Origin of the sequence: Microcoleus sp. Pol12B3 (assembly GCF_036701355.1) — a bacterium.
Lineage (GTDB): Bacteria > Cyanobacteriota > Cyanobacteriia > Cyanobacteriales > Microcoleaceae > Microcoleus.
In genome coordinates this window covers 80,261-103,139 of sequence record NZ_JAUBQS010000013.1, presented here as the reverse complement: position 1 = coordinate 103,139, position 22,879 = coordinate 80,261, and the positions used below count along the sequence as shown (strand labels likewise).

Annotated in this window: 22 protein-coding genes and 1 riboswitch; of the genes, 12 read left to right on the top strand and 10 right to left on the bottom strand. The window is 45.5% G+C overall.

The window, feature by feature from the left end; all coding sequences use genetic code 11:
• Positions 1–143 precede the first annotated feature (143 nt).
• The 4 genes from QUA53_RS09400 to QUA53_RS09385 all read left to right on the top strand — a co-directional run bounded on the left by QUA53_RS09400 (position 144) and on the right by QUA53_RS09385 (position 3,847).
• Positions 144–1,004: a DUF2382 domain-containing protein gene (locus QUA53_RS09400; protein ID WP_333096593.1), complete on the top strand. Its 861-nt coding sequence runs from the start codon at positions 144–146 to the stop codon at positions 1,002–1,004.
• A 220-nt stretch (positions 1,005–1,224) separates the two neighbouring features.
• Positions 1,225–2,118 (top strand): DUF2382 domain-containing protein, encoded by an 894-nt coding sequence (locus QUA53_RS09395; RefSeq protein WP_333096592.1) that lies wholly within the window; start codon positions 1,225–1,227, stop codon positions 2,116–2,118.
• A gap of 290 nt (positions 2,119–2,408) precedes the next feature.
• A complete protein-coding gene (locus QUA53_RS09390; RefSeq protein ID WP_333096591.1) occupies positions 2,409–2,894 on the top strand; it encodes a glutathione peroxidase in 486 nt (161 codons plus the stop codon).
• A 491-nt stretch (positions 2,895–3,385) separates the two neighbouring features.
• Positions 3,386–3,847, top strand: a complete 462-nt coding sequence (locus tag QUA53_RS09385) for a VOC family protein (protein ID WP_333096590.1) — start codon at positions 3,386–3,388, stop codon at positions 3,845–3,847.
• A 93-nt stretch (positions 3,848–3,940) separates the two neighbouring features.
• Here QUA53_RS09385 and QUA53_RS09380 read toward each other — a convergent pair whose 3' ends face one another.
• The 4 genes from QUA53_RS09380 to QUA53_RS09365 form a co-directional block, all read right to left on the bottom strand.
• Positions 3,941–6,526, bottom strand: coding sequence for a PAS domain S-box protein (locus tag QUA53_RS09380; protein ID WP_333096588.1), 2,586 nt, complete (start codon positions 6,524–6,526; stop codon positions 3,941–3,943).
• A 131-nt stretch (positions 6,527–6,657) separates the two neighbouring features.
• Positions 6,658–6,984, bottom strand: coding sequence for a hypothetical protein (locus QUA53_RS09375; protein WP_333067614.1), 327 nt, complete (start codon positions 6,982–6,984; stop codon positions 6,658–6,660).
• A gap of 481 nt (positions 6,985–7,465) precedes the next feature.
• Positions 7,466–9,604: an ATP-binding protein gene (locus QUA53_RS09370; RefSeq protein ID WP_333096586.1), complete on the bottom strand. Its 2,139-nt coding sequence runs from the start codon at positions 9,602–9,604 to the stop codon at positions 7,466–7,468.
• Positions 9,605–9,752: 148 nt separating this feature from the next.
• The gene (locus tag QUA53_RS09365; RefSeq protein ID WP_333096584.1) at positions 9,753–10,097 is read right to left on the bottom strand and encodes a slr1659 superfamily regulator; all 345 of its coding nucleotides are present in this window, start codon (positions 10,095–10,097) and stop codon (positions 9,753–9,755) included.
• A gap of 447 nt (positions 10,098–10,544) precedes the next feature.
• Between QUA53_RS09365 and cynS the strand changes: the two genes are divergently transcribed.
• The 6 genes from cynS (at position 10,545) to QUA53_RS09335 (ending at position 16,807) form a co-directional block, all read left to right on the top strand.
• Positions 10,545–10,988, top strand: coding sequence for a cyanase (gene cynS / locus QUA53_RS09360; RefSeq protein WP_333067610.1), 444 nt, complete (start codon positions 10,545–10,547; stop codon positions 10,986–10,988).
• 227 nt (positions 10,989–11,215) lie between these two features.
• Positions 11,216–12,598, top strand: coding sequence for an ATP-dependent protease ATP-binding subunit ClpX (clpX, locus tag QUA53_RS09355; protein ID WP_333096582.1), 1,383 nt, complete (start codon positions 11,216–11,218; stop codon positions 12,596–12,598).
• A gap of 140 nt (positions 12,599–12,738) precedes the next feature.
• A riboswitch (cobalamin riboswitch) is annotated at positions 12,739–12,885 on the top strand.
• Between the two features lie 22 nt (positions 12,886–12,907).
• Entirely contained in the window at positions 12,908–13,318 is a 411-nt protein-coding gene (locus QUA53_RS09350) for a DUF1636 domain-containing protein (RefSeq protein WP_333096581.1), read from the top strand.
• A gap of 263 nt (positions 13,319–13,581) precedes the next feature.
• Complete coding sequence (gene cobW / locus QUA53_RS09345) at positions 13,582–14,616, top strand: cobalamin biosynthesis protein CobW (protein WP_333096579.1); 1,035 nt, start codon at positions 13,582–13,584, stop codon at positions 14,614–14,616.
• A gap of 182 nt (positions 14,617–14,798) precedes the next feature.
• Positions 14,799–15,770, top strand: coding sequence for a GTP-binding protein (locus tag QUA53_RS09340; RefSeq protein ID WP_333096577.1), 972 nt, complete (start codon positions 14,799–14,801; stop codon positions 15,768–15,770).
• Positions 15,758–16,807 carry a WD40 repeat domain-containing protein gene (locus QUA53_RS09335; protein WP_333096576.1) on the top strand — a complete coding sequence of 350 codons (1,050 nt, stop codon included), beginning with the start codon at positions 15,758–15,760 and terminating at the stop codon, positions 16,805–16,807. The genes QUA53_RS09340 and QUA53_RS09335 overlap by 13 nt, the downstream gene beginning before the upstream one ends.
• Before the next feature lie 119 nt (positions 16,808–16,926).
• Here the strand turns inward: QUA53_RS09335 and QUA53_RS09330 are convergent, their stop codons facing one another.
• On the bottom strand, positions 16,927–17,763 hold the full coding sequence (locus QUA53_RS09330; RefSeq protein WP_333096574.1) for a metal ABC transporter permease: 837 nt from the start codon (positions 17,761–17,763) through the stop codon (positions 16,927–16,929).
• 96 nt (positions 17,764–17,859) lie between these two features.
• Entirely contained in the window at positions 17,860–18,579 is a 720-nt protein-coding gene (locus QUA53_RS09325) for a metal ABC transporter ATP-binding protein (RefSeq protein ID WP_333096572.1), read from the bottom strand.
• A 90-nt stretch (positions 18,580–18,669) separates the two neighbouring features.
• Here QUA53_RS09325 and QUA53_RS09320 point away from each other — a divergent pair, with 90 nt between their 5' ends.
• Entirely contained in the window at positions 18,670–19,743 is a 1,074-nt protein-coding gene (locus QUA53_RS09320) for a metal ABC transporter solute-binding protein, Zn/Mn family (protein WP_333096571.1), read from the top strand.
• Positions 19,744–19,859: 116 nt separating this feature from the next.
• On the opposite strand, the gene QUA53_RS09315 is transcribed toward QUA53_RS09320, so the two are convergent.
• Together QUA53_RS09315 and QUA53_RS09310 are read right to left on the bottom strand one after the other, a co-directional pair.
• Positions 19,860–20,120: a DUF7219 family protein gene (locus tag QUA53_RS09315; protein WP_333096569.1), complete on the bottom strand. Its 261-nt coding sequence runs from the start codon at positions 20,118–20,120 to the stop codon at positions 19,860–19,862.
• A gap of 289 nt (positions 20,121–20,409) precedes the next feature.
• Positions 20,410–20,577, bottom strand: a complete 168-nt coding sequence (locus QUA53_RS09310; protein ID WP_333096568.1) for a metallothionein — start codon at positions 20,575–20,577, stop codon at positions 20,410–20,412.
• 148 nt (positions 20,578–20,725) lie between these two features.
• Between QUA53_RS09310 and QUA53_RS09305 the strand changes: the two genes are divergently transcribed.
• Positions 20,726–21,133 (top strand): metalloregulator ArsR/SmtB family transcription factor, encoded by a 408-nt coding sequence (locus QUA53_RS09305; RefSeq protein ID WP_333096567.1) that lies wholly within the window; start codon positions 20,726–20,728, stop codon positions 21,131–21,133.
• A gap of 2 nt (positions 21,134–21,135) precedes the next feature.
• On the opposite strand, the gene QUA53_RS09300 is transcribed toward QUA53_RS09305, so the two are convergent.
• Both QUA53_RS09300 and aroF read right to left on the bottom strand, forming a co-directional pair.
• Positions 21,136–21,336 (bottom strand): heavy-metal-associated domain-containing protein, encoded by a 201-nt coding sequence (locus QUA53_RS09300; protein ID WP_333067593.1) that lies wholly within the window; start codon positions 21,334–21,336, stop codon positions 21,136–21,138.
• 140 nt (positions 21,337–21,476) lie between these two features.
• On the bottom strand, positions 21,477–22,367 hold the full coding sequence (aroF, locus tag QUA53_RS09295) for a 3-deoxy-7-phosphoheptulonate synthase (RefSeq protein WP_333096566.1): 891 nt from the start codon (positions 22,365–22,367) through the stop codon (positions 21,477–21,479).
• Between the last annotated feature and the right edge of the window lie 512 nt (positions 22,368–22,879).

Below are 22,879 nucleotides of genomic sequence, written 5' to 3'. Positions count from 1 at the left end.
AGTGCGCTAGCGTAGAAGCACAGATGCCGTACTATTCCTATAGTATTAAACAACCTAAATTATACACTTCTGACTTTAGGGAGAGGGAAGTTAGCGAATTAATTTCTACTATTAACTTAAGTAGAGCAAAGAGGAAAAAACACATGGCACTTCAAAGATTAGCAGAATTTTATCCTAACTATCAGGAAGAAATCTTTGCTGGAGACGACATCAAGGGATTTGATGTTTATGCTGGCGACTCTGATGAAAAAGTAGGCACGGTTTATGATGCTTTGGTTGATGACACTGGTCGTTTCCGCTATCTGGTAATTGATACCGGTATTTGGATTTTTGGCAAAAAAGTATTGTTGCCAATCGGCTCGGCCCGCTTCGACTACGGAGCTCGTCGCGTCCACGCCACAGGTCTTCGCAACAAAGCTCAAGCAGAACAATTGCCGGCTTACAATGAATTAGAAGCAGTAGATTACGATCGCGAAGAACAGGTAAGAGGCGTTTACCGAAATCAAGAAACTGCCGCTGCCAGCACTGCAACTCCTGCTAGCTACGATCGCAGCAGCTACAGCTACGATATCGACCGCCCCCTCTACGAAACCAACGAACAGCAGCACCAAAATCTCAAGCTTTATGAAGAACGCTTGATTGCCAACAAACACCGCGCAAAAACAGGCGAAGTAGCAGTTGGCAAGCGCGTGGAAACTGAAACAGCGCGAGCTTCAGTACCTATTGAAAAAGAACGAGTCGTAATCGATCGAGTAACCCCGGTAGAAGCGGGTCGAGTAGTTTCAGTCGGTGAGGCTGACTTCCAATCAGGGGAAGTTGCACGCATGGAAGTCTACGAAGAAACGGCCGACATTCATAAGGAAGCTTTCGTCCGGGAAGAAGTCAACGTCAGAAAAGAAGTTGTTCGCAGCACGGTTGAGGGCGAAGAAACCTTGCGTCGTGAAGAATTAGACGTTAAGACTGATGGAACTGCGGTTGTAGATAATAAAAATCCAAAGATCTAAACCAACCGCAACAGCTATTGCATAGGAATTGCGCCTTAATGACATAATTCTGTCACCGCGCAGGTTTGATTGGATTGGTAGCGATCGTGCAATTCCTATGTGAGGGGCGGGGGGGTACAAAACTTGTCTGGTTTTGGCAACGTTTATGCACTTTCCCCGCCTTTACCAATTTCCCCTTGCCAATTCATAATAAAAATCCCTAAGCAGGAAAGTTTAAAAAATGAACCGTCAAGCATCAGCAGAAAAGATAGCAACTGCCAAATCAATAACCCGTCTCAACCGGGTGCCTGAAAAAGTCAGAACTAAGCTAAAAAGTTTTACCGTCAAAGACAACCAAGGTCACTTAGTAGGCAAAGTTAAAGATGTCTATTTTGATACTAACGGTCAGTTAAACTTTGTGGTAGCAGGGCTAGGCAGCGAAAATACCCGCACTTTTTTATTAAGTATTAAGCTGCTCAAAAAAGTAGATTATCACCAAAAAGCCCTGTTTGTAAGTATTAATTCGGATGGAGTCGATATGCTGCCGGTAGTGTCGGCTAAGGGCGCACATCCGTATTTAGAAAATGCCTCTGAAACGCATAGTGAATTTAGCAACAGTGAGTTAACAAATCCCTCAACAGTTATGTCAAATCTAACAGATGCCGATCTCACCGATCCAAATTTGGAGACAAATGAGGATGAGGAAAACTTGGATATTGTCGATCGAGAAGTAATTCGCCTGCTAGAAGAACGATTGGTGATCAATCGCAGTAAGCGCAAAGTCGGCGAAGTCATAGTGCGAAAAGAAATTGAAACTCGGATGGTACAAGTGCCTATCCAGTGGGAAAAGCTGATTGTCGAACAAGTCGGCGACGATCCGAAGGTGTTGGCCGAAATAGATTTAGGCGAGGGAAACATCACCGGTATAGATTTGAGGGAGATTCAGAGCGATCGCCAACAACCGACAGTTAAGGCGGAATTTACCTCTGTGCAGAAAGCTAGCAAGATCTTAAATTCGATCGCCTCTCAACCCCGTCACGGTTGCGTCAAAGTTCGCCTAGAACTCGTTCTCGAAGACAAGCAACTTGAGGATACTTACCAAAAATGGATGACGGAACACCACTCAGAGAGTTAAAATATTCGTCCTTTTCGGTGTAGATTTTAGCTATTAGCGAGAAACTTAAATCTAATAGCTGACTGTGGCGATAGATGCTGTGGGGAAAGTTCACCGCCATCTATTAAGATCGGGTTCCGTAAGTTAACCGTGATTTTGCTAGAGGCGGGTTCACCAATATCTCTAATATAAGCCCGATATCCGTAAACCCGCCCTGACCGGGATATTTGAATTTTTAGCGATCGACCTCTAGACAAAATTGTACCGACTTGCGGTAAAATTGTGGTGGTAAAATTTAAAAGTATTTGAAAATGCCCAGCACAATCTCCGACATTCAAGTCAAAACGATCGCAGGCGAAGACAAGCAGCTAGGAGAGTACGCGGGCAAGGTACTCTTGATAGTTAATGTAGCTTCCAAATGTGGCTATACACCTCAATACAAAGGACTCGAAGAATTGAGCCAGAAGTACAGCGCGGCTGGACTCCGTGTTTTAGGATTTCCCTGCAACGACTTCGGAGGTCAAGAACCCGGAAGTAATCCAGAAATCGTCAATTTCTGTACTACTAAATACGGGGTCAGCTTTGAATTATTTGACAAAGTACGCGCTAAAGGCACTCAACAGCACCCGCTGTACGCTAAGCTTACGAATGCAGTGGATCCCAAGGGTGAGGTTTCCTGGAATTTTGAGAAATTCTTAGTTAGCAAACAGGGTGAAGTGGTTGCTAGATTCCGCAGCAGTGTTGGTCCCGATTCGCCAGAACTAATCGCTGCTATTGAGCGAGAATTGGCAAAATAAGAAGTTCGGCAACGAAGCTGTGTACAGGATTTAACTGATTTAAGGGATAGATGTTTAGGGAAGACGGAAGAAATTAATAGGCTTTTTTCTAATAAGTTGAGAGCTAATTGTTCTCTTCTGATTTTCCCCATAGTGTGCAAGCACTCAACCATGAACAAATACCGATGATTGTATTTAATTGGAGAACAGTTTAATTTAATGGAAAATACATCGGGATTAGATTTAGTTGTAGGTGTACTTGCTTTCGCAATTCTGGCAGGTGGTCTGGCTATGCTATTTGTAGGCATGGCATCGTTTCCTAAAGAAAAATAATATTAATGGATAGGATGTGCGATCGCACAACTCGAATAAAAGTTTTGGTAGTGAGGACTTCAGTTATCGTAGAAATTGGAGGGCTGAACTCCTCACTACCAACTTAAAATGCTTATTTTACAGGGCACCCTCTGAATAAATCAAACTGCATTCAATTTGAACATTCGCAACTGACAATCATGCAAACTACCGAAAACAACGTCAAAATTGCCCTCGCGCCGGGGAATTTGCGCCGGGTTCACCATATCGCTTTAAACGTGCGCGACATGAAAGCTTCCCGCCACTTCTACGGTACAATTCTCGGCCTCCACGAACTAACAGGTGCAGAAATTCCGGCAACTTTAACAGAAATGGTAGCCGCTGGTAAAGTTGCTAATTTCGTTACCCCTGACGGCACAGTTATTGACTTATTTTGGCAGCCAGACTTAGAACCGCCAAACCCCGACCCGGAGAAAGCTTTTACCCGCGCCAACCACTTAGCCTTCGACATCGATCCGGCTTTGTTCGATCGCGCTCTGGAAGTGCTAAAGTCAAATCAAATAGCGATCGATAGCGGCCCCGTCACTCGCGCTACAGGACGCGGCATTTACTTTTACGATCCTGATGGATTTATCATCGAAATCCGTTGTGATGCAGTTTAAACAGTCGCTAGCTGGTTCTCGGTAGTCCGGGTGTACCCTACATTTACTCTTTGGATCGCGGTGATCTGTAAACATCCTACCTTTAAAGTTGTTTTATTTTCCCTCTTGGCTAATAGGTTGCTTCGGCCAAGTAAACCGAAAAGTTGCTCCCTCACCTTCAGCAGATTCGAGGGAAATACTGCCCCCTTGACCTTCGACAATTTTTTTCACTAGCGACAAACCAATCCCAGTATTTTCTACTTTATCGCGAGCTTCCAAGGTCTGAAAAATCACAAAAACTTTATCGTGATATTGAGGAGCAATCCCCGGCCCGTCATCCTCTACAGAAAACTCGTAAAAATTATCTAACTCTTTAACCGATATTTTTACATGACCCGATTCAGCTCGGTTGTGCTTAATTGCGTTGCTAATTAAATTAGAAAAAACCTGCTGTAGCGGCAATTTTTCGGTCACAAAAGTTGGCATTCCCGGTTCAACTTTCACCTCAAATTCAGACGGCGGCGCCAACGAATCAATAATTTCTGCTAATAAATTCTCAACTTTTACCATTTCTGAAGGCACTTGAATCCGTCCGACGCGGGAATATTGCAGTAATCCCTCAATCAAACCTTCCATCCTGTGAACTCTGCCGCGCAGCAAGTTCATTTGGTGCAAAGTATCCTCTGTCATCGACTCGCTGAGGTCTTCTTCTATCCAACTGCTGAGATTTGCGATCGCCCTGAGCGGCGCTTTCAAATCGTGAGAAACTACATAAGCAAACTGGTCTAATTCTTGATTCCGCTTTCTTAAAACATTCGTCGTTTGAGCCAGATTTTGGGCTGTCAACCTCAATTCTTGAGCACGTAACCGCAGCGATTCCTCCGCTTGTTTGCGATCCCTAATATCTTCAACCACACTCATCAGAAATTGACTGCCATCTTGTTCTCGCAGCAGCGAAACCGTTAAGTTTGCCCACACCAACTCGCCGTCTTTGCGGATGTAGCGTTTTTCCAGAGAGAAATTTTCAATTTCTCCTGCTAACAATTGGCGCAAAAGTTCCAGTTCGCTTGCCAAATCTCCAGGCCAAGTAATATCCTGAAATCTTTTCTCCACCAATTCTGGGCGGCTGTAGCCCAAAATTTCGCATAGTTTTTGATTGACTAACAGAAATTTGCCTTCCACACTCGCTTGAACCATCCCGACTGCGGCCTGCTCAAAAGTAGCGCGAAACCGCTGCGCGCTTTGGGCTAAAGCAATTTCTGAGCGTTTGCGATCGCTAATATCGTTGCTTATTTCCAAAATAGCCACCGGTTGATCTTGCTCGTCGTACTGCAAAGTCCATCGGCTGGCCACCGTTATTTTTGTGCCGTCTTTCTTGGTTCGCACCAGTTCTCCTTGCCAAGAACCCTTCTCGAAAAATACTTTTTGAATTACCTCAAAAGGTTGGGCCCATTCTGTTTGTAAAAGCTGGTGAATATTTTTTCCTACTGCTTGCGACTTCCGCCACCCGTAGAGCCACTTCGCCCCCAAATTCCAATAAGAAATCGCCCCATTCAAGTCTAGTACCGCGATGGTATCGTTTGCCAAATCTAGCATTTGCGCTTGCTTTCGCAGAGTTTCCTCAGCTTGTTTTCTTCCTCTGGCATCGCGGCAAATCGCAATAAACAAGTGTTGATTTGCCAGACGCATTTCGCTGACAGCTAACTCCATCGGAAACTTCGTTCCGTCGTGTCGAATTCCAACCGTTTCTTGCTGGTAAGTCTTCAGCGTAGTATCTGGATGTAACACAAAATATTCGACCGAATAATCCCCCACGCTGCTGTGCGCTAGCGGTTGAGCTATCAGCCCCCGCAAGTTAGAGCCAATTATTCGATCGGCTTTCTCGCCAAAAATCTTTTCTGCTGCCCTATTAAAAGACTCAATATTTCCCTGTGCGTCCAAAGTAATAATACCGTCAGCCGCATTGTCTACCACAGCTTGAATGCGACTTTTACTTTCTTCCAAGCCTGCTTCCCGCTTCCTCAATTCCTTCTCTAAACTATCAAATAAATACCAGGAAGCCACTGCACCCAAACAGCCGGAAAGTAAACCCGCAACTTGCACAAAATTAATGAAATCTACCAACTCCCCTAATTGCCGATCTAGACTTTTCTGGTAGGCTTCGCCAGCATCAGCAAACACATTAATTTTTGCGCGCAGGTTCTCCCTCCTCAATTTGCCTTGAGTGAACACCTCAATTATTTCCGGCGACTGCATCCTTATTGCCGAACTGTCCAGCTTATTCAAAGTGTTTTGCAAGAAATTTATATGCTGTTCGGTACTTTTTTTAATTTCTTCAAATCGCTGAGCTTGCAGTTTGTTTTCTTGAACCAAAATGTTGAGTTTAGCCAGCAGCGGAGGCAAACTCTTCTTTGCTTCTAAGTAGGGTGATAGAAATTCGCGGCGCTTTGTCAACCCATAACCCCTAACGCTCGTTTCCGCATCCACCACCAGGGTTATCATGCGGTTAGTTTCCTGAAGTATTTCCCTATTAGTATCTGCTCGCTTTCTTATCTGTAGGGCACTATCCCGGAGACCGGCAATTGCTAGCAGCGAAGCCAACAGAAAAATCATGGGAATAGCAATGATGACTGTTCCCCGCTGGCGAATTGGTCGGTCTGTCCATACAAAGTGGAGGCAGCGATCGAGCAAATACTTCACGAATATTGAAGGAGAAAGTTTGCTGCCAGTATATCGCTTTTTGACAGTTTAAGCTATGGATAAGTTTGTTTTGTTTAGTTTGACGAGCGCCGGGGACTAACCGTGGAAACTAGATTAGACCCCTGCAATAGCTACCTGCTGACACTAACAGCAGATTTTTTGGCACGTTGTTTAAACTGAGGCACGGAAAAAGAAAGGACTTTTTTCGAGACCGAGACAGCAGGTGAAGTAGAAAGGATAGTTTCTGCTTTACCTTCGTTTTCGCCTTCGGCTTCTGCTTTTAAACTAGAGTCTGTTTCACAAGTGTTTGGAACACTTGTAACTACAGTAGTCCACCTGCCTGTAGCCGGATCGCGATAACAAGTAAAAGGATTTATTTTTAGCGGTTGACTGCAAGGTTTAATCATGTAGATGCACTCCTTTGATTCTGAGAAATTGTGCATTGCTTTCAGCAGCATTGCTATCTCGCCAGTAGAAGCAGTATGAAGGCAAAAAGCAGAATTGTGTTTCTGCGTCCAGAGACTTTTGAAACTTCCTGATTTCCTGTTAACTTTTGCCTTCTACCGCTTCGCGACCATAGCATTACTTTTACCAAATTGCCTGTCTGGAAGCAACCCCCCATCGCCTTAATTAGGTTGAGGTGGGACTTGTGAATGCAGCGAGGCGCTCGATCGTGCCTGCAGGACAATCTTGGAATAATATAGGTATTCTAGGCTGAAAAAAAATGCTACTGTGTGATCGACAACAGAGGTCGATCGCGATCGGTGTCACAATTAAAAAGGGAATTGGTAATTGGTAATGGCTAATTTGTAAGGGGGGAATGAGTAATTGGGGAATTTTTCCCTCTTTTGCCATTCGTTAAATCGGTTAAATCCGGTACAAAATTCCTGGCATAACCCACCCGTTAAATCCCTACATTTGTCGTTGCCCAACTTGCTTCTAACTAATATCAACTTCTGCCTTTAAGTGAACAGTAAAAGTAGAGCCAACATCCAACTGACTCTCAACAGTGATATCGCCGCCCATCATCTGGCAAAACAAGCGGCTAATAGCCAATCCTAAACCTGTGCCGCCGTACTTGCGAGTAGTCGAAGCGTCTCCTTGAATAAAAGGTTCAAACACACCCTGCTGCTGTTCTGCCGACATTCCAATCCCCGTATCAGATACCTGCAAATAAACCCAATCCCTGCCGCCTGCTGGTTCGCGAGCCGCGCTCAAAAGCACCGTTCCATCTTCGGTAAACTTCAGGGCATTGGATAGCAAATTAAACAGAATTTGCCGGACTTTAGTCAAATCTGCATACATCACCCCCAAATTTTCAGAGCAAGAAACTTGCAATTGATTGTGATTTTTTTCGACCAAAGGGTGCAAAGTGGCAACGACTTCTTCTATTAAATTACTGAGGTCAAATTTTTCCAAATAAAGCTCCATCCGACCTGCTTCTATCTTAGAAAGGTCTAGAATATCGTTAATTAAAGTGAGCAAATGTTTGCCGGCGTTATAAATTTTTTGGGTATCGGGAATGATGTCTTCGAGTCCCGTTTCCCGTGCTTCTTCTTGTAGCATTTCGCTGTAACCGATAATCGCGTTTAGCGGTGTCCGCAGCTCGTGGCTCATATTGGCTAAAAAAGTGCTTTTAGCTCTAGAAGCTGCTTCAGCTTTGTGTAAGGCTTCTTGCAAGGCTATTTCCGCTCTTTTGCGCTCGGCAATTTCGATGCGGAGCAGTTTATTGGCGGCGGTGAGTTGAGCGGTGCGCTGATCGACGGTCATTTCTAGCTGCGCTTTGGCTTTGGAGAGGGCTTCTTGAGCCCGCTGGCGCTCAAATCCTTCGATCGCCAGCGCTACCAAATTTGCCAAAGAATCAGCGAAGGTGCGCTCCTCCAGAGCCCACTGGCGGGGCGCGCCGATATGTTCGAGAGAGAGGATGCCCACGATCTGGCCGCCGAGCCTAATTGCTACATTTAATATCGATGAATTGGGCTTGCTGGCATTTGGCCGCACAGCGGAATTTTCGGCTAGCGAAGATGAGTGGGACAAATTTCTGTGTAGAGAGTTTTGAGTCTTTGTCGTAGGTTCTAAAGCATTGTCCGATCGCAAATTTTCGCCCGGTGCGTCTCCTTCCACATCTAAAATTGATAAATTTAAATCGCTTGCCGATATGGACTCCCGGCTCAAATGATTCTCCTGGGTGCGATCGTACAAGTCGAGACAAACTAATTTGGGGTTGGGGATTTTAAACTTAGAATGATTAACCCCCTCGTCTTCGTCTGGAGCAGCGGCCTCTTTATCGAGTGGCCCTGTTTGGTTGTGGGCGAGCACTCTCTCCGTAAAATTTAGCTGGGGCTCGCTGGGGTAGCGATTTCCAAATCTTCCATGGTTGTAAAGCCAGACGCTGACTTTTTCCACATCCAAAGTCCGGGCTGCAGCCTCGGTAATTTCGCGAATTCCCACATTCAGCGCACCGCTGTTGAGAGTCCTCTGCCTACCTAGCTGCAACAAAGCCAAACTCTGGCGTCTGAGACGCTTTTCGCTCTCTTGGAGGGTTTGTTCTGCTTCCTTGCGCTGGGTGAGGTCGTACAAGGCGCACAATGCCGTCTGCTGGCCGTTAAACACCAGCGACTGAACCGAGATCATGGCCCAGAAAGGGGTGCCGTCTGATTTTTTGCAGTGGAGTTCGTAGTTTTGGAGGTATCCGTCTTTAGCAAGTGCCTCCAGTACCTTTGGGCGATCGGCGGGGTTTAAGTAAAAGTCTGGAGTGGTGCAGCCGATCAATTTTTCTAGGGGTATGTTCAGGAGAGAAGCCAATTGAGCGTTCGCATACATAATTAAGCCGTCACAGAGGCGAGAAACTAATACCGGCACGGGAGTTGCCGAGGCGATCGCCCGAAACTGCTCTTCGCTTGAACGCAGCGCCAACTGAGCTTTGCTCAGCAAGTGAGCTTCCATCGTATCTGAATGTTCGGTGGTAGTCTCCAGCAAAAGTTCTAGGTCAACCTTTTCGCGCTTCAAGTTTTCAAGTTCCGCACTCAGCCGCTGAACGTCGAAAAGTAGCTGTTCTGTCGAGGGTTCTTCCTGCATAGCAATTGAAAAGTGGTAATTTTTAGTCGGTTCTGAAGTTTTTTAGGGTTTTGTGCTAGTTTAACTATGACTTATTCCGATTAACTTCAGCCACTCTCATCCTGGTTCCCCGACTTAGCCGACGATTCATCTTTACCTTTTATCGTTGCTATTCGAATTCTAAGTGCAAGGAAGGCATCAGCCGCTGCAAGTTCTTCAGGGATTTGATCTGCCAGGGGATCTGTTTAGAACCTTTGATGGCGATTTGAATATTTTTTTGCTGCCGCACTTTGATCACAAATTTTGAGACAATATTAATTCCAGAGCTATTTAAAAATTCTAGCTTTCGCAAGTCTAGAGTAACGGTGTTTGGGCAGGAGTCAGCCACTTCGTTGAGCAGATCGACGATCGGTGCGTATTCTTCCACCTGGCTGATTCGGAACGAGCCGCTACAGGTGACTGTTTGCGTAGCGCGATCGTACTGGATCGTGTAATCTTTGGTCTGAATCTCCATACTTTTGTCAGTTGCCGGTTTTGAGTGGTAAAGGGGCTTTGGCTGCGTGAGCGAGGATTGAGCTTCAGGCTAGCACGATCAAACTTCAGCCGTTTGCCGAATGCCGAAGGCCTTTGCGGGTGTAACTTTTATTACATATACTGCCAACTGTACCATTGTCGTAGGGCAGTTATGAGTTATTTTAGGATTTATCGGTTGTGATACCAGTTGGAATAAAGAATGCAACTGTTGACTAGCTCTCAACCCTGGTAGCCATCAGTCATTGCCAATCTAACATCTCAAATCTCAAATCTCAAATTGTATGAGTTGTGGGGGTTAACGAGAGCAACTTTTTCTGCTGTTGCGAGCTATCAATTCGATTTTTTTTCTCAACTTAAGTATTGACAAAATTACCAAAATATGAGACAAATTTCACATCTTACACCGAAGTCAAGGGGAAAATATTTAATGGCAATTTCAGGAATTACAGAAAAGCTTTTGGCGGCTAAAAAAGCTAAGGGAATTAGTTTTGCAGATTTGGAAAAAGTTTTAGGGCGCGACGAAGTTTGGATTGCCGCGCTTATTTACCGTCAAGCTACCGCATCACAAGATGAAGCCGAGAAAATTGTCTCGGCTTTAGGACTAGATAGCGAGACGGCTGCGGTTCTCTGTGAACCTCTGTTAAAAGGTTCTTTGGAACCCTCGGTTCCGGTTGACCCCCTGATTTATCGTTTCTATGAAATTTTGCAAGTTTACGGGATGCCACTCAAAGCAGTGATTCACGAAAAATTTGGTGACGGGATTATGAGCGCGATCGACTTTACTTTGGATGTCGAGAAAGAAGCAGACCCAAAAGGCGATCGAGTGAAAATAATTATGTCAGGAAAATTTTTGGAATACAAAAAATGGTAAGCCAGTGCCACTTTATTTTCAAGTGAAAATGAAAAATTCAAATTGGCTCGAATGACTCATGACTAATGACTAAAGCCTCAAAAGTGTTAACTTAGAAATAGAGATCGCGAAGCTTGACTGGCTTGGGTGTCCGATCGGGAAACCCTTCTAGGGCAAAGCTAAGGTCGCTCCCGCGGCAACTTCCCCAGTCGAAACAAGCAACCGGAACCGTAAATTAAGAGGCAAATATGTCAAAATATGACTCCCATCTCAGATGCTCCTTTTGCGGCAAGTCGCAAGAGTACGTCCGCAAGTTAATAGCTGGGCCCGGCGTATACATTTGCGATGAATGCGTGGAACTGTGCAATGAAATTTTAGAGGAGGAGTTCTTTGACTCCAGTAAAACAATTGGTCAACAGATTCCCCAATCAGAGGTGCGAGAGTCTCAGGGACAAGGAACGCGGCGCCAGGGTCGATCGAATAAATCGAAAATTGTTTTAGCTCAAATTCCGAAACCGACAGAAATTAAGCAGCATTTAGACAACCACGTCATCGGCCAGCATTCAGCAAAAAAAGTCCTTTCTGTAGCAGTTTACAACCACTACAAGCGCTTGAGCGTTGACCAAGCTAAAGATAGCGAGAAGTCTTCCCCTGAGAGCGATGTAGAACTGCAAAAATCCAACATCCTGCTAGTGGGTCCCACAGGTTGTGGCAAAACTTTGTTAGCGCAAAGTTTGGCGCAAATGCTAGAAGTGCCCTTTGCGGTAGCGGATGCGACGACACTGACAGAAGCTGGATATGTCGGCGACGATGTAGAAAATATCTTGCTGCGCCTGTTGCAAATGTCCGATTTTGATGTGGAAGCGGCGCAGCGCGGCATTATTTATATTGATGAAATTGACAAGATTGCTCGCAAAAGCGAAAACACTTCGATCACTAGGGATGTATCGGGAGAAGGAGTGCAGCAAGCGCTGCTAAAAATGTTGGAAGGAACAGTGGTTAATGTTCCCCCGCAAGGCGGCCGCAAACATCCTTACCAAGATTTTATTCAAGTTGACACTAGCAAAATTCTATTTATTTGTGGCGGTGCTTTTGTCGGTTTGGAAAAAATAGTTGAACAGCGTTTGGGTAAAAAATCCTTGGGCTTTATTCAGCCAACGGAAAGCGATAGCAACTCGACTTTGCCGGCGAAAGACAAGCGGGCCGCTGATATTTTGCAGCAGGTACAGCCGGACGATTTAGTCAAGTTTGGTTTGATTCCTGAGTTTGTCGGGCGGATACCGGTGGTGACGGTGATTTCGCCGCTGGATGAAGCAGCTTTGATGCAGATATTGACTGAGCCCCGAAATGCGCTGGTGAAGCAGTATCAAAAGCTGTTGAAGATGGACAGCGTGGAATTGGAATTCCAGCCGGAAGCGCTACGCGCGATCGCCCAGGAGGCCTATCGTCGCAAAACTGGCGCCAGAGCTCTTCGCAGCATTTTAGAGGAGTTAATGCTCGATGTGATGTACGAGTTGCCTTCTCGCAAGGATGTGGCTAACTGTACGATTACTCCTGAAATGGTCGAGAAGCGATCGACTGCGGAATTGCTGTGGCATCCCGCTTGGCACAAACAGCACGAAACTGCATAATTGGTAATCTGTAAACTGCCGGTGGGGCCCCCTACAAACTACTAAACCAGCCCCAGATTTATCCCTGGGGTGGCTTTCTCCAATCTGAAATCTAAAATCTAAAATCTAAAATCTAAAATCGATTGGCGGCAAGTGCGGTATGATGTGATTTCGCGATCGGTTCTAGCGGGGAGCAGTCGCTAGAGGAAACGGGGAAAGTTCGGTGCAAGTCCGGCGCTGTCCCGCAACTGTAATGAAACCCTTGTGGTTTCTCAAGTCAGAATGCCCGCCGATATCTAACTCACTTTTGAACGCATCTGCGAGGTACGGATGATGGATGGAATTAACACGGCTGTACGCACAAAGCACAGTCTATTTGTTTGCACTGCTTGCGCTAGTGTTTGGAAAAACGGCAAGCGCGAAGGTAAAAGCGGCGGTCAACAATTTATGGAAAATTTGTCGCAACTCGCTAAAGATTGGGAGTTTTCTGATAAGTTTGAGATTCAAGAAGTTGAGTGCATGAGTGCTTGCAGTCACTCTTGTGCGGTGTCTTTTGCTGCTGTAGGAAAATACACTTATCTGTTTGGCGATTTACCAGCAAATGAGGCGGAAAGCGTCGAGGCTGTACTCGAATGCGCGGGTCAATACTATGCTAAACCGGACGGTTTGTTGCCTTGGTCTGAGCGTCCTCAAGCTCTGAAAAAAGGCGTTTTAGCAAAGATTCCACCGCTAGGAAATTAAGCTCTTTCCTTCCAGGATTTGCCCATCGCCGATAACTAAGGCGACAAATCCGCCAGGGACTTAAGTCCCTGGCTAATAGCGAAAGTCCTCTTTAGAGGACTGAGAATAAAAATTTTAAACTCATTAGTCCTCTTGAGAGGACTGTCGCTTTGAGGCAGGGGTTTAAACCCCTGCCGGACTGTCGGTTTAACGAGTTTCCTGTCAGCAATTGACTGACCCAAAATTGAAAAATATTCAATCACACTACAACAACAAAATTATCAATGCACAAAATTCCTGTTACTGTCATCACTGGTTTTCTCGGTAGCGGCAAAACTACCTTAATTCGCCACTTATTGCAAAATAATCAAGGTCGCCGCATTGCTGTTCTGGTTAACGAATTTGGCGAAATCGGAATAGACGGAGAACTGCTGCGCGATTGCCAAGTTTGCGATGAAGAAGAAGATGTCAGCAGCAATATTGTTGAACTAACAAATGGTTGTCTTTGCTGCACTGTTCAAGAGGAATTCTTGCCGACTATGCAGGAATTGTTGAAACGCCGAGAACAAATTGATTGTATTTTAATTGAGACTTCTGGTCTCGCACTTCCTAAACCTTTGATTCAAGCTTTTCGCTGGCCGGAAATTCGCACGGGTGCTACTGTAGACGGTGTTGTTGCTGTTGTCGATTGCGAAGCTGTTGCTAGCGGTACTTTTGTCGGTGATATCAATGCTTTGATGGCACAGCGACAGGCTGATTCTAGTTTAGATCACGAAACTCCGATCGAGGAATTGTTTGAAGACCAGTTAGCCTGTGCCGATATGGTACTTTTAACGAAGGTCGATCGCGTAGATGCGGAAACTCACCAGAAAGTCCAAAGCTGGTTGCAGCAAGAGTTACGTCCGAGTGTGAAAATAGTGCCTTGCAAAGGTGGCGAAATTAACCCCGATGTGTTAATGGGATTTAATGCGGCGGTTGAGGATGATTTGGAGTCTCGTCCGAGTCACCACGACACTGAGGAGGAACACGAACATGATGATGATATCAACTCGACTTTCTTTATTGCCGATCGCGAATTTGAACCTGAAGCTTTGGTGAAAAAACTGCAATCCTTGATGCAGCAGGAGGAAATCTATCGGATTAAAGGGTTTGTAGCGGTTCCCAAGAAACCGATGAGGATGGTGTTGCAAGGTGTGGGTTCGCGCATAGAATATTTTTACGATCGCCCTTGGCAACCTTCCGAACTCCGCCAAACGAAATTAGTCCTGATCGGTCGAGATTTAGAACGCGATCAAATTGCAGCTATGATTAACAACTAATTGTCATCGGATAGGGGCGGGTTTATCGATATTTTGAATTGCAGCAAATATTATTGGTAAAACTCGCCCCGACAAGTTCTGACAAACCATTTATTAACATTATTTAATATTGTGGGCGCTGCCAGCAGGTCTGGTGTACAATAGCGATAATGGTTATCATTGTACAATAATCGAGGTCAACTATGGTGACTGCTGGGGCGATCGAATCAGTTCCTGTTACCGTTCTCACGGGTTATCTCGGCGCAGGCAAAACTACGCTACTGAACCGAATTTTAACACAGGAACACGGCAAAAAAGTTGCAGTCATCGTCAACGAATTCGGCGAAGTAGGCATCGACAACCAACTGATAATTGATGCCGATGAAGAAATTTTCGAGATGAACAACGGCTGCATTTGCTGTACAGTCCGAGGCGATTTAATTCGGATTATCGGTAACTTGATGAAGCGGCGAGACAAATTCGATCACATAGTCATCGAAACTACAGGTTTAGCCGACCCCGCACCTGTAATTCAAACATTTTTTGTAGACGAAGATATGCGGCACAAATTGCTGCTAGACGCAGTTGTCACCGTAGTCGATGCCAAGCACATCTGGCAGCACTGGGACGCAGACGAAGCTCAAGAACAAATTGCCTTCGCTGATGTAGTTTTGCTCAACAAAACTGATTTAGTGACTGACGAAGAACTGGTCGAATTAGAAAAGCGAATTCGCGCCATGAATGCAATGGCAAAAATCCACCGCACCTGCAACGCTGAATTAGAGATGGATGCTTTGTTGGGCGTTAAAGCATTTGATTTGAACCGGGCATTAGAAATCGAACCAGACTTTTTGGGCGAACACACTCACGAACACGACGAAACTGTTACTTCAGTAGCAATAGTAGAATCAGGGGCTATTGACCGCAACAAATTCAGCAATTGGATGGAGGAATTGTTGCGAACTCAAGGGCCGAATATCTTTCGGACAAAAGGCATTTTGAATGTCGCCGGAGACAACAAGCGATTTGTTTTCCAAGGAGTACACATGGTGTTTGATGGCCGGCAGGATAGACCTTGGAAAGCCACCGAAACTCCGAAAAACGAGCTTGTATTCATCGGTCGCGACTTAAACGAAAATCAATTGAAAGAGGATTTCCGTCGGTGTCTAGTTTAAAAAGTAGCGAACGAACCCTGGAATTTCACGCCGAAGTAATGCTGTCTGACTACGTAACTGCTGTTACTTGGTCGCTGGATGGCACAATTTTAGCAGTCTGTTCGGCTGCGGGCGAAGTGATGCTGGCGGCAGTAGGGGCAGTTAATGAATTGTCCTTGCAAACCCTACAAAGTGCTACGGGTAAATCAGTCGATTGCTTGTCTTTTTCCCGCGACAGTCAATTCCTAGCTGCTGGCGGACAAGATGGAAAAGTGCGAATTTGGCGCGTTAATTCTGGGGAATTAATTGCTGATTTGGACAACCAGCGCGTCTGGGTTGATAAGTTAGCTTGGAGTCCCAACTGCAACCAGTTAGCTTTCAGTATGGGCCGCTACGTTCAAGTCTGGAATGCTGAGGATAATGTTGTTGAAGTAACGCTGAATTTCGACTCATCATCTATCTTAGATTTAGCATGGCATCCTATGGTTCAATATCTGGCAGTTAGCGGCTATAAAGGCGTCAAAGTTTGGCATGGCGAAGACTGGGACGAAGACCCGGAAATTTTATCAGTACCCTCCGCAACCGGTGCAATTGCTTGGTCGCCACAAGGGGAATATTTAGCTTGCGGCAATATGGACAATACTCTAATTGTTAATGAATGGGGCAATTTTGAACCGTGGGTAATGCAGGGTTTTCCGGGGAAGGTTCGGGAGTTAGCTTGGTCGGATAAAACTAATTCTTTGGGTGCGCCTTTGTTAGCAGCTTCGAGCTCTCAAGGTATTTCTGTCTGGGAAAGAGACGCTGATGAAAGAGTCGGTTGGGATTCTTGGGCGTTAGAAGTGCATGAAAATGTGGTAAATGCGATCGCCTTTCAACCTAGCACATTTTTATTAGCTTCCGCCGCTGCAGACGGTCAAGTTTGTTTGTGGGGAGAAGCAGAACAATTGCTGCAAATTCTAGAAGGTGCAGAGGGCGGTTTTTCCTGTCTCGCATGGCATCCCGAAGGCCACTTTCTCGCCGCTGGCGGATGCGGTGGCGAATTGCTGGTTTGGTCATAAACTTATGCGCGGCAAAGAGTTCGGGCTGAGCAAGCTGTTATAAGTAGGGCGTTAAATTACTTTTTGCGTAAGTAAGCGTAAAAAACGTACAACAGATAGAGCCTGTACATCCTGGACTTTTATCCTCTCTTTCTTGTCAAAATTCCTTGACTGGGACTGAACAGCAAAGCCCCTAAAAATAACCCAAAAATAACTAATACAATTGCCGCCCCAGACGGCATATTAAAATAATAGCTGAGATACATACCAGTCACGCTAGCTGTAATCCCAATCATTGCTCCCAATCCCATCATTAAATGTAGCTCTTTTACCAACAAATACGCGGTTATTCCCGGCCCGATTAACAGCGAAATTACTAACAGCGCCCCCACAGTTTGCAAACTCGCAACAATCGTCAGCGTAATCGCCGAAATCATCCCCAAATAAATCCAGTTTACAGGCAAACCGGACGCTTGCGCTCCCAACGGGTCAAAAGTATAGAATAGCAGTTCTTTGTAAAGGAGTTTGACCGCCACCAAAATTATTAAAGTTATGACAAAAGTCTGCTGCACGTCAGCAGGTGCAACTGACAAGATATTTCCGAACAAAAAACCATCTAAGTCTAATTTTGTTGTCTGCAACAGGCTAATTAGCGTGATGCTAATTGCTAAAAATGTAGACAAGATTAATGCCATAATTGCATCAATTTTTAGGCGCGATTGCGATTGAATCCAGGCCATTATTACCGCGCTGATAATTCCAGATATAAACGCGCCGACCGAAATATTGAAACCTAAAGAAAAAGCTACGGGCAATCCTGCTAATACTGAATGGGCAATCATGTCAACCATCATTCCCATTTGCTGTACAATTAAGTAGGAGCCGACAACGGCGCAGAGAATGCCTAGCAAAACGCCGACGGATATCGCATTTCGCATGAACTCGAATTGTAGTGGCTCACTTAGTAGGTTTAACATTGAATTATGTTAATAATAGGATTTTTTCAACTACAATCAACTGCACAGGTGGGACTCCCGTGCCACTATCAACTTTAAAGATAAATCTTTTTTTGCTTAGGAAGCAACTAAACTTAAATCGTATCCATAGGCTTTTTGAATATTGGCTGCGGTGAGCACTTCCCGGCAGGAACCCGTTGCAATTAAATGCTTATTTAGCAACAATAAATTGTCGTACTGTTTTAAAGTTTCGCCTAGATCGTGGCTGATTACTAGCAATGTTTTATTTTCTGCTTTTAGTTCGGCAAAAATATCGAAAATAATTTCTTCGGTTGCTTTGTCGATCGCGTTAAAAGGTTCGTCGAAGAAGAATAAATCGGCTTGTTGGGCGATCGACCTTGCTAAGAAAATCCGCTGCTGCTGTCCGCCAGACAGTTCGCCAATTTGCCGATCGCGCAAATCCCACATTCCCACCCGCAGCAAAGCAGCTTTCACCAATTCTTGCGACTGCTTCGAGGGGCTGCGAAACCAACCAGTCTGGACAGTTCGCGCCATCATTACCGCATTCCACACCGTAATCGGATAATCCCAGTCAATTTGCGATCGCTGGGGCACGTAAGCCACCCGCGACAACTGTTCCTTCAGCAGTCGCCCCTGATATTTCACCAAACCCCGACAGGCCGGGATCAATCCCAACATGGCTTTCACCATCGTGCTTTTGCCCGCGCCGTTGGGGCCGAACACACCGGTTAATTGTCCGGGATCTAACTGGAAATTCACGCTGTTGAGGGCCGAGATTCCTCGATAATTAACAGCTAAGTCTTGCACTTCTAACATAATTAGAGATTTTGAGAACGATTCTTGTTCGTAGCTACTAGAATAGGATAACTCGAAAAAGCAATAACGATTATCGTTCCAAAGGTGAAAATGTTAACGAACTGGGCTGGAAAAAGCGGCAGATTATGCGGTGCGGCTGTTTTGGCAATTGGCTGCGGGCTGGTTGGGTGCAGTGGAGGACAGAACGCAAGCCGGGCGCCAGAGATTCCCGCCGCGACTCAAACTCCAGCCAGTCGGGCGGCCAACTTGCCAAAAGTCGTCGCCACGACAGGCGTTATCTGCGACATAACTAAAGAAATTGCTCAAAGTTCGATCGACACCACCTGTCTGATCAAGCCGGGAGACGACCCGCACGCCTACCAAACCAAGCCGGAAGACCGCAAAGCGATTGAAACAGCAAATCTGATTTTATACGGCGGCTACAACCACGAACCCAGCATCATTAAGTTAATTGAATCTAGCAGTAATTCCGCGCCCAAAATCGCCGTCCACGAACTCGCCGTTCCCAAACCGCTGATGGGCAAACACGAACACGAACACGGTGAAGAGAAAGCGGAAAACAAACCCCATGCAGAAGGTGAAAAAGTCCCTGACCCTCACGTTTGGCATAATCCTCAAAATGGCCGGCGCATGGTAGAAATAATTCGCAATCAATTGATCGAAGTTTCCCCCAACAATGCTCAACTTTATACAAAAAATGCAGCAATCTTAACAGATGAGTTGCAAAAAATAGATACTTGGATCAAAACTCAAATTGCGACTATTCCAGCTCAAAAACGGAAGTTAGTAACAACTCACGATGCTCTGAGTTACTATGCCGATGCTTACGGTTTGGAGATGGCTGGAGCTTTGCAGGGTGTGACGACAGAGGAACAGCCCACCGCAGCAAGAATTGCTGAATTGTCCTCAGAAATTAAGAGTGCAGGAGTGCCGACAATTTTTGCCGAAACTACAACTAATCCGAAGTTGATGGAGACTGTGGCGAGGGAGGCAAATGTCCAAATTTCGGACAAGGAACTTTACAGCGACGAGTTAGGCGGCCCCGGCACTGGTGCTGATACATATCAGGGAATGCTGAAAACTAATACTTGCGCGATTATTTCTGGCCTCGGTGGCAATTGTACTTCTTTTGCGGGAGAAACTTCACCAAATCCCCAACCATAGACTTTCTAAAGTTCGTCTACTAGCAGGCACCTTACCTTTGCTGGGTACGCAGCAAAAAGCAGCGCTCGCAATCGCAGGGGTTTTCGATGGCAAACGCTGCGTTTGCAGCGATGACTTTAAGGCGAATTTTTTTCCTCGGTACTGGGGGGTTTTTGGCCAATTCCCAATTGCTTCTTAGAGGATTTTAAGTCTTTCCAAAGCATCTTAATATCTTTATAAGCTTTCTCAGCGCTAATTTTCCCCCCTGTTTCCAGCGAGCAAATATAAGTTATTTTTTGAGCAAACTCCTGCAAGTTGGCATTAAACGCCAAGTTTTCTGGCGTGAAATCACCGTAGTAGCGATTGCGAGGATGTAAAAAATCTTCCCGCTCTTTCATTGCCCCCTCCTAATTAAACTTTTGGTATTCAACTTTTGGTTCGGTCTCTGCTGTTAATAGCACTATTTGTACTCTGTATCGCGGCGCTAACTTGCTTCTATTGTATTGCGTAAGTAGCAATTGTGCTTTTTCGCTCTGTATTTAGTCTATTAATGCAGTCTTAACCTTAAGTTAGCTTTATTTTAACTTTTCTTTAACCTAAAAGCACAAAAAATGGGAAATGCGCGGTTCGCATCTCCCTTGAGATATATTTGGCAGTTGGTGATTAACCTTTTTTGAAGCCGAATATTTACTTGTGGCACTCGCAGCCGGCGTGGCCGCAGCCTTGGCCGTTGGGGTGCCCGTCAGCGCAAGCACTGGAACAGTATGTTTTGCCGTTTTTTTCAATGGCTTCGCTGGGGCTGACAACGCACGAACATGAAGGACAGGCACATTTTGTTTGGGTGGCAGTAGTCATAATTTAGATTCTCCTGGTGGGGTTCGTTCTCTATACTAATATCTGAACATATATTCAGGTATTAGTCAAGGGAATGTAAAAGTTTTGTTACAAAAGGTTTGCCGATCGCACTAAAATGAAAATGAGAATTAAAACCAGGCGGGAAAAGATGTCACCTAAGTCTGCTGTTAATGGAGCGATAAGTCAGTCTCGCGAACAAAACGATACACCAACGTGCGATCCATCGCACCTAGTTGACTGTTGGCGGGCCGAGGACATCCAAACACAAGTTCTCAACACCGCTAAAGCCCAGCGGATGGCAGAGTTTTTCAGTCTTTTGGGAGATGCGAACCGCCTGCGACTGCTGTCGGTTTTGGCCAAGCAAGAACTGTGCGTGTGCGACTTGGCTGCGGCGTTGAGTATGAGCGAGTCAGCGGTATCGCATCAGTTGCGGGCGTTGCGGGCGATGCGGTTGGTAAGTTACCGCAAGGTTGGGAGACAAGTTTTTTATAGTTTACTCGATCGCCACGTTTTTGAACTTTACCAAGCAGTCGCCGAACACTTAGACGAAGCCTAATATTATTCTCCTTGGATGGTGTGGCCTGTCACCACAACCGCCTGTTTAATTGATTCTTCAGAAGCTTGAGCCTCAACTGTAACAGTCTTAGCAGCTACATCCACATTGACAGAAGCATCGGAGTCAACTGTTTTGATGGATTTTGTAATTGTATCACCGCAGCCAGAACAGACGATCGACGGAACTTTAAGTACCAGTGCCATAATAAAACCCAAATATTGTAGATGACAGTATTGATTGTGCTTTTATTTTAATCTAATTTCGCTTTCCAAACAAAAGTGCGCCAGAATAAATTCTGACGCTACAAGAAGTAACTCTTCGGGCGCCGATTAATGAGTGATGACTAATGAGTGATGACTAATGACTTAGTATCTGGTATGCACCGCCCAACGGCTGCTGCTACAGGCCGCAAACTAACAACTAAATCAGCCATATCTGCCAAAGAAAGAGCTTGCCGCGCGTCAGAAACTGATTTTTCGGGTTGCGGGTGACACTCAATAATTAATCCGTCAGCACCGCAAGCAACCGCTGCTTTGGCTAGCGGTGCGACTAATTCTCGCTTGCCAACCGCGTGAGAAGGGTCTACAATTACTGGCAAATGAGTTAACTGTTTCAGTGCTGCGACTGCACCTAAATCTAATACGTTTCGGGTGTAATTGTCGAAGCTGCGGATGCCTCTTTCGCAGAGAACTACATGAGGATTTCCGTGACTGAGAATGTATTCGGCGGCCATCACAAATTCTTCGATGGTGGCTGATAAGCCGCGTTTTAGGAGGACTGGTTTTCCGGCTTGACCGATCGCCTTTAGTAACTCGAAGTTTTGCATATTCCGACTGCCTACTTGCAGCATATCAGCATAGGTGACAACTGGCTCGATTTGGGCGATCGACATTACCTCTGTCACGACGGGCAAACCGTAACGCCGGCTGACATCGGCTAAAATTTCTAGTCCCTCAATTCCCATTCCTTGGAAAGCATAGGGAGAAGTGCGGGGTTTGTAGACTCCGCCTCGCAAAGCTTGCACCGATGCGGCGGATAGTTGGCGGGCGACTGTTTCCATTTGTTGGGAACTTTCGACGGTACAGGGGCCGCCGATGATTAATAATTCTGTGCCGCCGACTGAGACTGTTTCTGAGAGTTTGACAATTGTTTGGTGTTCGGGATGAGATTTGGTTGCGAGTTTGGCTTCTAACATGAGGGTATTTTCCTGGAAGTTTAAGTGGGTGGTTGACAACAAAAAACCCGGAACTTTTAAGAGTTCCGGGTTGGTGCGAAAAGACAGCGCGACAATTTACCCAGAACTTTGGTTGGGCCAAAAATAAAAGCTGTCGTACCAGTTACTGAATAATGTCATTGCTGTTTTCGCTTGTACTCGATTGGTTGTTGGGTAAAGAAGTAGAAAAAACAAAACCGCAGGTGTTAATCTGCGGTTCGCCCGGATGTTCACAGTGAATTACCAATTCACTCCGGGCGAACTTGGCTGCACCAAAAATAAAAATTGCTGTTGGCTGTGAACTTGGCTGTGAACATAGTTGAAGTGCTGCGATTTGTGGGTTAAACACAATACTATTCGATAACCTAGCACAGACTGGTAGGAATGTCAAGCATTTTTTTTTCAAAATGTATGGAAACGGCAATGGCGTTTAACTCGGCGCGGTTGTCGTTTTTTGGGTATGTCTGTTATTATGTCGATATAGGGATAAGTCTATAAGTCCTTATATCGACAAGTAACCCTATCCGAATCGC